Raw genomic sequence first — 14,924 nt, 5'->3', positions numbered from 1 at the left:
CAACCCTACAAACTCAGTCCTCGTCGACCTCGCGCCGAGACAACCGCACTTCCTCCACGTCGAGCTTCCGCTGGATCGTGCGCAACACGATGTCGTCGATCGCGGCCTCGTCGCGCAACCGCACCACGGTCGCCCGCTTGTGCGCGATCAACTCCAGCCGCAGCGCCGCGTACTCGACCTCCGACTGCGCCACCTCCTCGTTGCCGGCCTCGCGCGCCCGCACGACCTCCAGGTGGTGTTCGTACTCGGCCAGCACCCGCTTGTAGACGACGTCCGAGACGCCCACCTTGTCGGCCAGCCGCGGGAGCGCCTCGTACGCCTCCTCGGACGCCGTGGACTGGGCGAGCCGCAGCTCCTCGTCCAGCGCCGTGTCTTCGGGTAGCTGCGAGAAACGGATGATCGAGGGCAGCATCACCGCCTGCACGATCAGGGTCAGCACGACGACGCCGGAGGTGATCAGGATGATCTCGTCGCGGAACGGGAACGGCCCGCCACCCACCACCGTCTCGGGCACGGCCAGGGCGGCGGCCAACGACACCGCGCCGCGGAACCCGGCGGCCGACGACACGAGGCGTTGCCTGGCTCCCACGCGCCGCAACCGTTGCTGAGGACGGCGATCCAAAGCACGGATCACGTACGGAGTCGTGTAGCTCCACAACAATCGCGTGCCGGCCACGGTCAGGGAGACGAGACCGATGGCGCCGAACGTCGCGAGGGTCTCCGAACCGTCCAGCGAGCGGATGGCACTGTGCGCCTGGAGTCCGATCAGGACGAACAGGGCGCCGTTCAGCACGAACGTCGCGATGCCCCAGAACGCGTAGCTCACCTGGCGGGTGTCGGCACGCACGATCCGAGGGCCGACCCGCGCCAGGGTCAGGCCGCACGTCACCACGGCGATCACGCCGGAACCGTGCACCGTCTCGGCGGCCAGGAACGCCGCGAACGGCGTCAGGATGCTGACCACGCTCTCGTGCAACGGGCTGTCGAGCCGCTTGCGCACCTGCACCGCGAGCCACGCCACCAGCAACCCGGCCGCCGCACCGCCCGCGTACGACAGCAACAACTGCAGGCCGACGCGTCCGGTGCTGAACTCCTGTTCCCCGATGGTGATGGAGACGGCGATCGCGTAGATCACGAGAGCCGTGCCGTCGTTGATCAACGACTCCGCGCGCAGGATCGTGGTGGTGCGGCGCGGCATGCCCCGCGCGATGGCCGAGACGGCGGTCGCGTCGGTGGGGGCCAGGGCCGCGCCGAGCACCCACGCGGGACCCCAGTCGAGGCCGAGCGCGTGGGCGACGGCCGCGACCGCCGCGGCGGTCGCGAGGACGAGCAGCGTGCTGAGCAGCACGATCGGGCGCAGGTTGCTGCGGATCTCCCGCAACGACGTGTTGAGGCTCTCCCAGTACAGCAACGCCGGCAGGAAGATCAGCAGCATCGCCTCGGGCGGCAGGCTGACCTCTTCCAGGGCGGGCACGAAGCCGAGCACGGCACCGCAGACGACCAGCAGGACCGGGGCGGCGACGCGCAACCGTCCCGACACGACACTGCTCGCCAGGATGCACACGCCCAGCACCACTACGAGTTCGAGACCGAGCATGCGCTAAAAGATAGGCGGCTCAGGCGCTGAGCGCGTCATCCAATTCAGCCAGCAGGCGGCCCTTGGGGCGCGCTCCCACGATCTGACGGATCGGTACGCCGTCGCGGAACAGCAGCATCGTGGGCAGCGACATGACCTGGTAGTCGCGGGCGGTGGCGGTGTTCTCGTCGGCGTTGATCTTGAGCACGGTCAGGTCGTCGCGCTCGCGGTCGATCTCGTCCAGCACGGGGGAGAGCATGTGGCACGGCCCGCACCACTGCGCCCAGAACTCCACCAGAACGGTGCCGGTCCGGGTCTTGTCGGCGAACGTGGCGTCGGTCAGCTGCACTGGATCTCCTCGGGTACGAGACACGGGTCCTGGAAGGCGAGCCTGGCCAGCAGGAACTCCCGGACGGCGCCCAGCCGGTCCAGGCAGGCGTCCACCTCGGCGAGCTTGCGCCGGTAGACCTCCCGCGAGTCCGGGCACGAGTCACCGGACTCGTGACCCGCGCGCAGGCAGGCGACGAACGGCCGGGTGTCCTCCAGGGACAGTCCGACCGCCTGCAGCGACTGGATCTCGCGAACCAGCCGCAGGTCGTGCTCGCCGTACTCGCGGTAGCCGTTGGGCGTGCGCTGCGCTTCGAGGAGCCCTTCGGACTCGTAGAAGCGCAGCGCACGGGTGGTGGTGCCGGCTCGCTTGGCCAGTTCGCCGATCCTCATGAAGGGAACGCTAAACCTTGACGCGCACGTCAAGGCAAGCCTTTCTCAGTCCGCGACCAGGCCGGCCGCCGTCCACTGCCGGCGGATCAGCCACCGGCCCGCGGCGATGCCGGTGCCGCCGTGCTCGGGGTGCAGGAGGTAGACGGGAGCGGTGTTCTCGACGACGGCCAGGTCCCGGCCGGTGGACCAGCGGCAGACGCCGGGGTCCGCGACGAGGACGTGCGGGTTGCCGCCGTTCAGGCCTGCGATGAGGTGGACGCCCTCGGGAGGCACCTCGCGGTCCGGGACGTCGTCCGGCGGCGAGTCGAGCATCGAGAACGGGATGACGATCAGGTCGCCCTGGGCCTGCAGGCCGTCGACGACGGGGATGGTGGACTGTCGCTCGAGGTGGTCGAGCGCGTCGACGCTGGTGCGGTCGACGAGTTCTGCGAGGTTCATGGTGTGTTTCAGGTGCGTCGTAGGAGTTGGGCGTACTGGTCGGCCCGCAACCCGTAGGTCGTGGCCGCCGCGTCGAGCGGGTCGCGTTGCCAGCGGTTGACCCGCAGGCCGTAGCGGCGCCGGGTGCCGTCGCGTTCGACCGAGCCGTTGACGACGAGCAGCAGGTTGACCTGGTCCCACAGGTCGTAGAGACGCAGGTCGAAGCCTGGATTGCCGGGGTCGGGCGCGGTGGCGATCAACGGCGTCGTGGCCTGGTCGACGTAGGTCTCCCAGCCGAGGCGTTCGGCGGCGGCGAAACGCAGCTCCAGACGGCGTTCGGTCATGATCCGGACGACGTCCGGCTCCTCGATCACCCACCTCGGCACGGTGGTGCCGTGCCACGCGTGGGCGTGGGTGCCGTCGGCGAACGTGATGGCCGGGCCGTTGTCGTTGTGCAGCAACGAGTTCGCGTCCACGTGCACTGCCGTCGGCCGGTCGGCCATCACGCAGAATCCTGCGCGCGGCCACCACCACCCGGTCGACCGGGTGAGAGTCACCCACTCGTCGAGCAGTGCCAGGTCAGGCGCGTTGACGTCCGCCAGCCAGTCGGCCTCGTGCTGGCCCGCCCAGCCGATGCCGAGCGAGCCCGGCATCGTGGAGTTGATCGCGGGGATCAGGCTTTCGCGGACGATTCGGCGCAGGTCACCGCCCCGGCGGCTCGGGGCTCCCTGCCAGTCGCCGCGTTGCCGCAGCCGCTGACGCAGGTCCGAGACCAGCGCGGCGATCTGCGCCTCGACGGTCTGCCAGTTGTCGTGATAGCGGAAGATCTCCTTGGCGGGCAACACAGTCGCCGCCTCGGCGGGGGAACGCACCCAGGCGAACTCCGGTGGTGGCCTGCCGGTGGCCGCGTAGAGCCGGACCACGGCCTCTTCGGCCGCCGGACGATCAGCGGGTGCGGTGCTCAGCGCGTGGGCTAACCAGTCTTCGCGGAGCGGGGAACGATCGGTGGAGCGGGCCTCAAGCCCGCTCGGTGCGCTCACAGCGCGAGGGCGCGCACGCCCTTTCGAGTCGTCATGCGGAAGATCGTGACACCAACCCGTCGCGATCCGCAAGCCCGAAAAATATTCCCCCGGTGGCCGGGATTCCCACCCAGTGGCCGCCCCGGCACGACCCCCTTCCGCGCGCACAGAATGCGAGTAAACGACGAGAGGGGGACCGGTGGGCTCACGACTGCACCTGGCCGCCGCGCTCCACGCGACCGGCGAAGAGGCTTTCACCGCAAGGCATTGGGCCGGGCTCGTGCGCGAGGCCGAGCACGGCACGCTCGACTTCGTCACGTTCGGCGACTCGCTCGGCGGGCAGCCGGGACTGGACGCGGTGCTCACCGCCGCGCGCATCGCGCCGCTGACCACGCACGTCGGCCTTGTACCGACGGCGGTGGTGACGCACACCGAACCGTTCCACCTGTCGAAGGCGATCGCGACGCTGGACTACGTGAGCGGGGGACGGGCGGGCGTTCAACTGGCCGTCGCTCCCGATCCCGCTGACGCCAAGCACTTCGGGCGTCGTTCGGTCGGGGCTGAGTCCGAGCTGGGGGAGGAGGCCGCGGACTACGCGGAGGTCCTGCGCCGGTTGTGGGACAGCTGGGAGGACGACGCGGAGATCCGCGACGAGGCCACCGGGCGGTTCATCGACCGGGAGAAGCTGCACCACATCGACTTCGAGGGCCGGTGGTTCAAGGTGCGCGGGCCGTCGATCACGCCACGCCCGCCGCAGGGCCACCCGGTGATCGCGGCCACGCACCCGTTGGGGGGACATCGTGTTCGCCGACGAAGTCTCGGCCACCGACAGGCTCGTGTTCCGAGATGTCGACGTGTCCACCCCGATCGAGCAGCTGATCGAGTGGCACTCCGCCGGATTCGCCGGCTTCCGCCTGCACGGCGATCTCCGGCAGATCACCCGCGAACTCGTGCCGGAACTGCGGCGGCTCGGACTGTTCCGCACCGAGTACGAGCACAGGACGTTGCGCGGCCACCTCGGTCTCGCCCGGCCCGCCAACCAGTTCGCCTAGAAGGAGCGCGAGATGACCAAGCAGATCCACCTCGCCGCGCACTTCCCCGGCGTGAACAACACGACCGTCTGGAGCGATCCTCAGGCGGGCAGCCACATCGAGTTCGAGTCGTTCGTCCACTTGGCACAGACGGCCGAACGGGCGAAGTTCGACTTCTTCTTCCTCGCCGAGGGACTGCGGCTGCGTGAGCAGGGCGGCGAGATCTACGACCTGGACGTCGTCGGCCGGCCGGACACCTTCACCGTGCTCGCCGCGCTGGCCGCCGTCACCGAGAGGCTCGGGCTCGCCGGCACCATCAACTCGACCTTCAACGAACCCTACGAGGTGGCCCGGCAGTTCGCCTCGCTCGACCACCTGTCGGACGGGCGCGCCGCCTGGAACGTCGTGACCTCGTGGGACGCTTTCACCGGCGAGAACTTCCGGCGCGGCGGTTTTCTCGCTCAGGAAGACCGGTACACCCGCGCGGAATCGTTCCTGCGCACGGCGTGGAAGCTGTTCGACACCGGCGTGGGCCGGTTCGAGCACACCGACGAGCACTTCGACATCAGCGGCACGTTCGGCGTTCCCCGTTCGCCGCAAGGTCGTCCGGTGATCCTCCAGGCCGGAGATTCCGAGGAGGGGCGCGAGTTCGCCGCCGCCACCGCCGACGCGATCTTCTCGCGGCACGGCACGCTGGAGGCGGGTCAGAAGTTCTACAGCGACGTGAAAGGCAGGCTGGCCAAGTACGGCCGCACGCACGACCAGCTCGTGGTGTTGCCCGCGGCCACGTTCATCCTCGGCGACACCGACGCGGACGCCCAGGAGAAGGCCGCGGTCGTGCGGCGCCAGCAGGTCAGCGGCGCGACCGCGATCCGGTTCCTGGAGCAGGTGTGGAACCGGGACCTGAGCCGTTACGACCCGGACGGCCCTCTGCCCGACGTCGAGCCGTTGACCGGTGAGAACACCATCGCGAAGGGCCGGGCGAGCGTGCGGATGTTCAAGGACCCGGCCGCCACTGTGCAGGAGTGGCGGGACAAGGCCGCTGCGAAGAACCTGTCGATCCGCGACCTCGTGATCGACGTGAGCGCCCGGCAGACGTTCATCGGCTCGGCGGACAGCGTCGCCACGCAGATCAACGACCTGGTGCAGCAGGACGCGGCCGACGGGTTCATCCTCGTGCCGCACGTGACGCCGGGCGGGCTCGACGAGTTCGCGGACACCGTCGTGCCGTTGCTGCAGGAGCGTGGCGTTTTCCGGACGGACTACACAGGTCCGACGTTGAGGGATCATCTCGGTATCCGATAGTTGTTCAGCACGTGGACGTCCTTGCCCGGCTGGTTCATCGCTACATAACGTGAGCGTCGTTGAGTGAGTGCTCTCCTCAAGAGCGCAGGGAAGGGAGGACAGGATGAACGGCGCGTTCGTCCTGTCCTCCCGCTGTCGCATCGACTGTTGTACGAGCTGACTCTTCTCGCTCGTCTCACGTTCCCCGCCGCAGCAAGGACTCGCCATGACCTCTTCCGGCACGCTGACTTTGGTGTCCACAAAGGACGATGATCTCTCCGCGTTACCCGTCGTGCCGGCCCGCCACCCGTGGCGCTGGGTCGGGGGTGGCGTTCGTGCTGGTGCTCGCCGCGCAGTTCGTGCACGGCCTGGTCACGAACCCCGCCTGGGACTGGCCGACGTTCGCGCGGTACTTCACCGCCCAGTCGATCCTGACCGCCGTCGGCACCACCATCGTGCTGACCGTGCTCGGCACCGTGCTGGGCTTCGCGCTCGGCATCCTGGTCGCGGTGCTGCGGCTCTCGAAGAGCCCGTTCCTCTCGGCGGTGGGCTGGACCTACATCTGGGCGTTCCGGTCGATCCCGCTGATCGTGCAGCTGCTGTTCTGGTTCAACATCTCCTATCTCTACCAGCGGCTTTCGCTCGGCATCCCGTTCGGACCGGAGTTCGTCAGCTTCGAGACCATCGCGCTGATCAGCCCGATGGGCGCGGCCGTGCTCGGCCTCGCGTTGCACCAGGCGGCCTACGCGGCGGAGATCGTCCGGTCCGGCGTGATCTCCGTCGACCGCGGGCAGCTGGAGGCGGCGGCCGCGCTCGGCATCCCGAGGTTCCGGCAGTTCCGCAGAATCGTGCTGCCGCAGGCGATGCGGTCGATCCTGCCCAACGCCGCCAACGAGGTGATCAGCCTGTTCAAGGGCACGTCGGTCGTCTCGGTGATGGCGATCGGCGAGCTCTTCTACCAGGTGCAGGTCATCTACGGCCGCAACGCGCGGGTCGTGGCGCTGCTGATGGTCGCGACCGTCTGGTACATCATCCTGACCACTCTGCTCTCGATCGGCCAGCACTACGTCGAGCGCTACTTCGCGCGAGGAGACCGCCGGTGATCGAGGTTCTGGGCGTGCACAAGAGCTTCGGTTCGCTGGAAGTGCTGCGCGGAGTGTCGTTGACCGTCGCGGCCGGTGAGGTGGTGGTGGTGCTCGGGCCGTCCGGCTCCGGCAAGTCGACGTTGCTGCGCACGATCAACCACCTGGAGAAGGTCGACCGCGGGTTCATCACCATCGACGGCGCACTGATCGGCTACCAGCGCCGCGGCGGGAAGCTCCACGAGCTCAAGGAACGCGAGATCCTCAAGCAGCGCAAGGACATCGGGTTCGTCTTCCAGAACTTCAACCTGTTCCCGCACCTCACCGCGTTGGAGAACATCGCGGAGGTGGCCGATCCGGTGCAGGCGCGGCACTTCCTGGAACGGGTCGGGCTGGTGGACAAGGCGGACGCGTATCCCCGGCAGCTCTCCGGCGGCCAGCAGCAACGCGTCGCGATCGCGCGAGCCCTGGCCACGCAGCCGAAGGTGGTGCTGTTCGACGAACCGACGTCGGCACTGGACCCGGAACTCGTCGGCGAGGTGCTCGACGTGCTGCGCGACCTCGCCCGTACCGGCACCACGATGGTCGTGGTCACGCACGAGATCGGCTTCGCCCGCGAGGTGGCCGACCGGATCGTGTTCATGGACGACGGCGTGATCGTCGAAGAGGGAACACCGGACGAGGTGCTCGATCACCCGGTCCACGAGCGCACCCGCGCTTTCCTGTCCAAGGTTCTGTAGAAGGAGCTCGTTGTGCGCAAAGTACTTCTCGCCGTGCTGGCGTTCGGTCTGGTCGCGTGTGGCACCGCCGGCGGTGAAGAGCCCACCGAGGTCGCGGGCCTGAGCGTGAACCTCGGTCCGGACCAGAAGCGGGTCACCGCCACCAAGGACGACAAGATCGCCGCGAAGGTCCCGGAGAAGTTCAGAACCAAGGGGGAGCTGACGATCGGCGGATCCGCCGGTACAGCACCGCCACTGCGGTTCTACGCCACCGACGACAAGACCGTGATCGGCGTCGAGACCGACATCGCGTCGCTGGTCGCCGACGTGCTGGGCCTGAAGCCTCGACTTGAGGTCTCGTCGTGGGAGAACCTGTTCGTCGGCCTGGACAGCGGTGCCTACGACCTCGGCCTGTCGAACATCACGGTCACCGAGGCGCGCAAGGAGAAGTACGACTTCGCCACCTACCGGCTCGACACGCTGGCGTTCGAGGCGAAGAAGGGCGGCACCTGGAAGGTGAAGGAGCCCAAGGACGTGGCGGGCAAGGTGATCGCCGTGACGTCGGGCACCAACCAGGAGAAGATCCTGGTCGACTGGAGCACCCAGAACGTCGCGGCGGGTCTGAAAGCCACTGACATCAAGTACTTCCAGAACTCGTCGGACTACTACCTCGCACTGCAGTCCGGCCGCATCGACGCCTACCTCGGCCCGAACCCGACTTCCGCCTACCACGCGGCGACGTCCGGGCAGACCGAGGTGATCGGCAACTTCTCCGGCGGCGCCAGCGTCCAGGGCAAGATCGCCGTGACCACGAAGAAGGACAGCGGGCTCGTGACCCCGGTCCAGGAGGCGCTGAACCAGTTGATCGCCAACGGCAAGTACGCGGAGGTGCTGAAGCGCTGGGGCCTGTCCGACGAGGCCGTGCCGACGTCCGAGATCAACCCGCAGGGTCTGCCGAAGAGCTGATCGGGGAGGTGCGTCATGAGGTTCAGCATCACCATCGACACCGACGACGAGGACACCGCGCTGCGGCTGCTCGGCGCGCTGAACGACGTGGGTCTGATGCCCTTGGCCCAGGCGGCTGTCGAAGCGGTGGACGTCCGCATCCTGCCTGACACGCGGCAGGTGTTCGTGCACGACGTACTCGTCGAGACGACGCGGCTGGAGTTCGAGCTGCTGCTGCACCTGTGCGAGCACACGGACCGCGTCCATCGTCGTCGTGACCTGCTGGCGACGGTCTGGGGCGTCAACGACGACTACAGCGGCGCCCGCACGGTCGACGTGCACGTGCGGCGGATCCGGCAGAAGCTCGGTGACGCGTCGGACGTGATCCAGACCGTGCGCGGCGTCGGGTACCTGGTCGCGTCGAGCAGCCGGGTCCGGGTGGAGCGCTCGCCGAACGTCGTGCGGCTGGCGGACCGGCGCGCCGGATGACCGACGAGGTCCACTGGACCCGGCCGGACGCTCCCGAGGTCGCCGGGATGATGGCGGAGCTGGTGCACGAGTATGTGAGCAGGTACGGGCAGGCGGCTCGGGAGCGGATGGAACTGTTCCCGGACTCCACGCTGACGCCGCCTGATGGTGGGCTGATGGTGCTGCTGCGCGACGGAACCGCCGTGGCAGGCGGCGCGTTCCGGCGGTACGACGAGCAGACCGCGGAGCTCAAGCGGATCTGGACCCACTCGTCGTACCGCCGCCAGGGGCTGGCGCGGAGGGTGCTGGACGTCCTGCGAGACGAGACGTCTCGTCTCGGCTACCGGCGCCTCTACCTGACCACCGGCCCTCGCCAGCCCGAGGCGCGCGCTCTGTACCTGGCGGCGGGCTTCACGCCGTTGTTCGACGTGACGGTCCCGCCGGCCGGGCCGCTGCCGTTCGAGAAGGCGTTGCTCGTCAGGACGTGACGGGGTGGAAGGCCCTGAGCCAGTCCTCCATCACCTCGGCGGTGAGGTGGGCGTCCTCCTTCACCATCGCCATGTGGTCGGTGGCCACGAGCCGGATGTCGTCCGCGGGCACCGAGACGTCCTGGTTCGCGGTCACCAGATCCGTGCCCCTGACCTCGTTCGCGCACCGGACCAGCAGTTTCGGCACGGTCGTGTGGATGCCGGTGTCGATGATGCGCGGGAACCAGTGCGCCATCGCGGACAGCCGGGCGCTGTTCATGTTGACCGCGGGGGAGTCCATCGTGTTGAAGTAGTTGCTGGTGACGGACTCGAAGTCCATGCCCTCGCGGTTGTCGTAGTTGAGGCTCAGCGTGTCGAGCATGATCACGCCGTCCGGTTTGATGCCCCACGTCTCCTCGATGACGCCCGCCGCGAGGTAGGCGAGGGTGCCGCCGGAAGAGTGGCCGACGAGCACGAACGGGTCGCCGTCGCTCGCGTGCAGCACCGCCTCGGCCACCCACCGGTTGACCGCGGCGGCGTCCTTCGGCAGTGGTTCCCCAGCACCGAACCCGACCAGCGGGAGCGCGCTGACCTGCCGTTTTCCTCGCAGGTGAGCCGCAAGCCGTGCGTACATGTGCACGCCTGCCGTCGCGCCGGGCGCGCTGATGCAGATGAGTTTGGGCAGCTTCGGGCCGTCCGCGAGCGTGACGGCTTCGGGCAGGTCGTCGAGTTCGGCGGGGGAGGAGAACATCGGGCGCAGGTTCGCGACGCCCTTGAGCATCTGCAGGCCGGCGGCGACGTTGCCCTTCGTGACGGCCTCCATGAAGAGCCCGAACACCGTGTCCTCCGCTGCCACCTCGATGCCGTTGCCCGTGCTGCCTCCACTGTGGAGGGTGCCGAGTTCGGTGACGAGGTGCTGGGCGAGGTTCGCCGGGGTCTTGTGGTCGAAGACGACACTTCCGGCGAGCTTGAGGCTGAGGAGTTCGTTGAGCTGGTTGCGCAGTTCGACGGCGATGAGGCTGTCGAAGCCGAGTTCGAGGAAGTCCTTCTGCGGGTCGACGGCACTCGGGTCGGGGTGGCCGAGCAACGCCGCGCTCGTGCCGGTGACGAGGTCGCGGACCATGGCCTCGCGTTCCGCCGGCAGGGCGTTGCGCAGCCGGTCCAGCACCGTGACGGCGGCCTTCTCCTGCGGCTGTTCCGCGTTGCCTCCCAGCAGCTTGGAGACAGGGCCTCGCTGGGCGGCGACGTGGATCGGGACCAGCAGGGGTTCGCGGTGCGCGAGTGCGGCGTCGAACAGCGCGAGGCCCTGCTCGACGGCCAGCGGCGGCATGCCGGACCGTTGCATCCGGTCCATCGCGGCCTGGCTGAGCCCGGCCGTCATGCCGGAGTCCTGCGCCCACGGACCCCAGGCGAGGCTGAGGGTGTTCTCGCTGCTCTGGGCGAGGGCGTCGAGGTAGGAGTTGGCGGCCGCGTAGTTGCCCTGTCCCGCCGCACCCATCACGCCGGAGACCGAGCTGTAGAGCACGAGCGGGACGTCCGTGGCGTTGCGCAGGTGCCAGGCCGCGTCGACCTTGGGCGTGAGGACGTTCGTGACGCTCTCCGGCGTGAGCGCGTCGATCAGCGCGTCCTCCAGCACGCCCGCCGTGTGAATGATGGCCTGCAACGGCTTCTGCGCGGCACTGAGGAGACTGGTGACGTCGTCGGCCTTCGAGACGTCGGCCGCCGCGATCGTGACCATCGCGCCCTGTGCTTCGAGCTCCTGGCGCAGTTCGGTGGCCTTGGGCGACTCCTCGCCGCGCCTGCTGGCGAGCAGCAGGTGCCTGACCTTGTGCCTGGTGACGAGGTGTTTCGCCAGCTCGGCGCCGAGCCCGCCGGTGCCGCCGGTGATCAGGACGGTCTTGTCCGGGTCCCACTCGTGCACGTCTTCGGTCTTCTCGGCTTCTTGAAGCCGTGGCACGGTCGTCTGTCCATTGCGGACCTTCACGTGCGGCTCGTCCCACGCCACCAGCTTGGGCAGCAACGCACCGGACACGTCCAGCCCGTCGGTGTCGAACAGCAGGAACCTGCCCGGGTTCTCCATCTGTGCGCTGCGCACGAGCCCTGCCGTGGCGGCCGCGGTGACGTCGTTCTCTCCGCTGACGAACACGATGTGCGCGCTGTAGTCGTTGGCCTCTTGGAGGATCGCGAGAACGCGTTGCGTCTGTGCGTGCGTGCTTTCTGGTGTGCCGTCACCGCTGACCGCCACGATGAACACGTCAGGCTTGGTGGACTTCGCGGCTTCGGCGAGCGTCTCCCCGTACCCGGTGACGGTCTGCCCGGCGCTGTAGAGCACGTGCGCGAGGTCGAACTCGTCCCCGCCGATGATCGCCCATCGGGCCGCCGCGATGGGACTGGCGGTGACGGTGGCTTCGATCCACCGCAGCTCGTGCAGGGCAGGGTGGGACTTGGCCGGTCCGCTCGGCGCGGTGCCGCCCTGGGGCCAGAACCGTTGCGTGTCGAACGGGTAGGTGGGCAGCGCGATCTTGCCGCCGCGCGGGAAGAACTTCCGCCAGTTGACGTTCACGCCGCTGACGTAGAGCTTGGCAAGTGCGGTGAGGACCGCCGCCGGTTCGGGCTTGTCCTTGCGCAGCGTCGGAACGCAGCCGTCGACGAGTGCGCTGAGCACTCCGGTCGGGCCGATCTCGACGAACGTGGCCTCGCCGATCTTCTGGACGTTCTCGGTGAAGCGGACCGTGTCGCGGACGTGGCCGACCCAGTAGTCGGTGGTCGTGACGTCGCCGCTGGTGTGGATGGGGATGCGCGGCTTGGTGAGCGTGATGTGTTCGATGGCGTTGCGGAAGTCGTCGAGCATCGGTTCCATCAGCGGGGAGTGGAAGGCGTGGCTGACCCTGAGTTGCTTGTGCTCCCAGTTCTGCGCTGTGGTCCTTGCTGCCGCTTCTTCGCCCGCGATGACGATGTCGTCGGGGCCGTTGATGGCGGCGATGTCGACCTGAGCCGTGAGGTGCTTCCTGACTTCCGCTTCCGTCGCCTTGACGGCGAACATCGCGCCGTTCTGCGGAAGGGCCTGCATCAAGCGTGCGCGTTCTTGGACCAGGGTGGCGGCGTCTTCGAGCGTGAGGACGCCGGCGACGTGTGCCGCCGCGATCTCGCCGATGGAGTGGCCGGCGACGTGGTCGGGCTTGAACCCGTAGCTCTCCAGAAGGCGGTAAAGCGCCACCTGCAGCGCGAACAGGGCCGGCTGGGTGGTGCCGGTCTGGTTGAGCGCTTCCTCGTTCGTGCCCCACATGGCGTCGTCGAGATCGACGTCGAGGTGCTGGGCGACGTTGTCGAACGCGGTGCGGAAGGTGTCGGAGGTTTCGTAGAGGTCCTTGCCCATTCCGAGGCGCTGGGCGCCTTGGCCGCTGAAGAGGGCGGCCACCGGTTTGCGCTGGGTCTGGCCACTCGCGAGGGTGACGCCGTTCAGGAGGACAGCTCGGTGGTCGAAGCCGGTGGATCGGGTGGTGAGTAGGGAGTGGCCGAGGTCTGCGGGGTTCGCGCCGCTGTCGACGAGTTCGCGGACCTGCCCGGCCCGCGCTTCCAGAGCGCTCGCGGACTTCGCGGACACGACCAGCGGAGCCTCGTCGGCCGGTGTGGAGGTCGTGCCGAAGCCGAACGGGCACACCGCGCCCTGCCCGCTGTCGGCAGCTGCGGTCCGTCCGTCGCCCGGAGTCGATGCCCGCCCGCCGTTCGGAATCGATCCCGACTGGCTGGCCCCCTGGGGGGATCCGCCCCCCATCCCAATCATCTCAGGCAGGTCTGACAATTCCTGAGCGCTCGGGGCTTCCTCGATGATCACGTGCGCGTTCGTCCCGGACACGCCGAACGACGAGATCCCCGCCCGCCGCGGCTGTTCCCCGCGCGGCCACGGCTCGGCCTCCGTCAGCAGCGCGATGTTGCCCGCCGCCCAGTCCACGTGCGACGACGGCGTGCTCACGTGCAGCGTCCGGGGGAGCGTCTCCCGCTGCAACGCCATCACCATCTTGATCACACCCGCCACACCCGCGGCCGCCTGTGTGTGCCCGATGTTCGACTTCACCGCGCCCAGCCGCAGCGGCTCGGCCCGTTCGGCACCGTAGGTCGCGAGCAGCGCCTGCGCTTCGATCGGGTCGCCCAGCACTGTTCCGGTGCCGTGCGCCTCGACCGCGCCCACCTCGTCGGGCGCCAACCCGGCCGATGCCAGAGCCGCCTGGATCACCCGGCGTTGCGAAGGACCGTTCGGCGCGGAGAGGCCGTTCGACGCGCCGTCCTGGTTGACGGCGCTGCCCACCACCACGGCGAGCACGGGGTGTCCGTTGCGTTGTGCGTCTGAGAGCTTCTCCACCAACAACACGCCGACACCCTCGGACCAACCGGTCCCATCGGCGTCATCGGAGAAGGCTTTGCAACGCCCGGAAACCGCGAGGCCGCCCTGGCGCGTGAAGCCGGCGAAGTTCGACGCCGTCGCCATGACCGTGACGCCGCCCGCGACCGCGAGCGAGCACTCGCCGTTGCGCAGCGCAGCAGCAGCGAGGTGCAACCCGACGAGAGAAGAAGAACACGCCGTGTCGATGGTGACGGCGGGACCCTCGAAACCGAACGTGTACGAGATGCGGCCTGAGATGACGCTTGCGGCCGTGCCCATTCCGGCGTGGCCCTCGACGTCCTCCTCCGAGGCGATCAGCACGTGTCCGTAGTCCTGGCCGTTCGTGCCGACGAACACGCCCGTTTCGCTGCCACGCAACGATGCCGGGTCGATGCCCGCACGTTCGATGGCCTCCCACGTCGTCTGCAGCAGCAGCCGTTGCTGAGGGTCCATCGCGAGAGCCTCACGCGGCGAGATGCCGAAGAAGCCGGGATCGAACTCGGCCGCGTCGTACAGGAACCCGCCCTGCAACGTCGCGGAGTCCCCGCCCGCCAGCGTTCCCAGGTCCCAGCCGCGGTCGGTCGGGAACCCGGTGATCGCGTCACGGCCCTCCGAGACCAGGTCCCACAGGTCCTCGGCGGAGCGCACGGCGCCGGGGAACCGGCACGCGATGCCGACGATCGCGATCGGTTCGTGGCGCCCGGACTCGACCTCTTCCAGCCGTTGACGCGTCTCGTGCAGGTCAGCCGTGACCCACTTCAGGTACTCAACGAGCTTCTCTTCGTTCGGCATCGCCGGAAACCTTCCGTCGTGAA

General features: G+C 68.7%; 12 protein-coding genes and 2 pseudogenes. 8 read left to right on the top strand and 6 right to left on the bottom strand.

Features of this window, described 5'->3' with window-relative positions; translation table 11 throughout:
• Positions 1-13 precede the first annotated feature (13 nt).
• From SK854_RS36795 to SK854_RS36775, 5 genes are read right to left on the bottom strand one after another with little or no spacing between them, the layout of a single operon-like run.
• Positions 14-1,597, bottom strand: a complete 1,584-nt coding sequence (locus SK854_RS36795) for a Na+/H+ antiporter (protein ID WP_319979758.1) — start codon at positions 1,595-1,597, stop codon at positions 14-16.
• Positions 1,598-1,616: 19 nt separating this feature from the next.
• Positions 1,617-1,925, bottom strand: a complete 309-nt coding sequence (gene trxA / locus SK854_RS36790; RefSeq protein ID WP_319979757.1) for a thioredoxin — start codon at positions 1,923-1,925, stop codon at positions 1,617-1,619.
• Positions 1,916-2,296: a MerR family transcriptional regulator gene (locus tag SK854_RS36785; RefSeq protein WP_319979756.1), complete on the bottom strand. Its 381-nt coding sequence runs from the start codon at positions 2,294-2,296 to the stop codon at positions 1,916-1,918. The genes trxA and SK854_RS36785 overlap by 10 nt, the downstream gene beginning before the upstream one ends.
• A gap of 45 nt (positions 2,297-2,341) precedes the next feature.
• Entirely contained in the window at positions 2,342-2,734 is a 393-nt protein-coding gene (locus SK854_RS36780; protein ID WP_319979755.1) for a hypothetical protein, read from the bottom strand.
• An 8-nt stretch (positions 2,735-2,742) separates the two neighbouring features.
• The gene (locus SK854_RS36775) at positions 2,743-3,753 is read right to left on the bottom strand and encodes a DUF6745 domain-containing protein (protein WP_319979754.1); all 1,011 of its coding nucleotides are present in this window, start codon (positions 3,751-3,753) and stop codon (positions 2,743-2,745) included.
• Between the two features lie 178 nt (positions 3,754-3,931).
• Here SK854_RS36775 and SK854_RS48330 point away from each other — a divergent pair.
• The 8 genes and pseudogenes from SK854_RS48330 to SK854_RS36740 all read left to right on the top strand — a co-directional run.
• Positions 3,932-4,453: pseudogene (locus tag SK854_RS48330) on the top strand (LLM class flavin-dependent oxidoreductase); the annotation flags it as partial.
• A 79-nt stretch (positions 4,454-4,532) separates the two neighbouring features.
• Positions 4,533-4,784, top strand: coding sequence for a hypothetical protein (locus SK854_RS48325; protein WP_406601877.1), 252 nt, complete (start codon positions 4,533-4,535; stop codon positions 4,782-4,784).
• Positions 4,785-4,796: 12 nt separating this feature from the next.
• Positions 4,797-6,068, top strand: coding sequence for an LLM class flavin-dependent oxidoreductase (locus SK854_RS36765; RefSeq protein WP_319979753.1), 1,272 nt, complete (start codon positions 4,797-4,799; stop codon positions 6,066-6,068).
• Positions 6,069-6,316: 248 nt separating this feature from the next.
• Complete coding sequence (locus SK854_RS36760; protein WP_319979752.1) at positions 6,317-7,150, top strand: amino acid ABC transporter permease; 834 nt, start codon at positions 6,317-6,319, stop codon at positions 7,148-7,150.
• Positions 7,147-7,869, top strand: coding sequence for an amino acid ABC transporter ATP-binding protein (locus tag SK854_RS36755; protein ID WP_319979751.1), 723 nt, complete (start codon positions 7,147-7,149; stop codon positions 7,867-7,869). Before SK854_RS36760 ends, SK854_RS36755 begins: the two co-directional genes overlap by 4 nt.
• Positions 7,870-7,881: 12 nt before the next feature.
• Positions 7,882-8,814, top strand: coding sequence for an ABC transporter substrate-binding protein (locus SK854_RS36750; protein WP_319979750.1), 933 nt, complete (start codon positions 7,882-7,884; stop codon positions 8,812-8,814).
• A 15-nt stretch (positions 8,815-8,829) separates the two neighbouring features.
• A complete protein-coding gene (locus SK854_RS36745; RefSeq protein ID WP_319979749.1) occupies positions 8,830-9,282 on the top strand; it encodes a winged helix-turn-helix domain-containing protein in 453 nt (150 codons plus the stop codon).
• Positions 9,279-9,749, top strand: a complete 471-nt coding sequence (locus SK854_RS36740) for a GNAT family N-acetyltransferase (RefSeq protein ID WP_319979748.1) — start codon at positions 9,279-9,281, stop codon at positions 9,747-9,749. The genes SK854_RS36745 and SK854_RS36740 overlap by 4 nt, the downstream gene beginning before the upstream one ends.
• Here the strand turns inward: SK854_RS36740 and SK854_RS36735 are convergent.
• Positions 9,739-14,901: pseudogene (locus tag SK854_RS36735) on the bottom strand (type I polyketide synthase); the annotation flags it as partial. The gene SK854_RS36740 and the pseudogene SK854_RS36735 overlap by 11 nt on opposite strands.
• Between the last annotated feature and the right edge of the window lie 23 nt (positions 14,902-14,924).

Source organism: Lentzea sokolovensis (assembly GCF_033949975.1).
Taxonomy (GTDB): domain Bacteria; phylum Actinomycetota; class Actinomycetes; order Mycobacteriales; family Pseudonocardiaceae; genus Lentzea; species Lentzea sokolovensis.
Note: the sequence above shows the minus strand (reverse complement) of the source record. Positions and strands in the feature narration are given on the sequence as shown.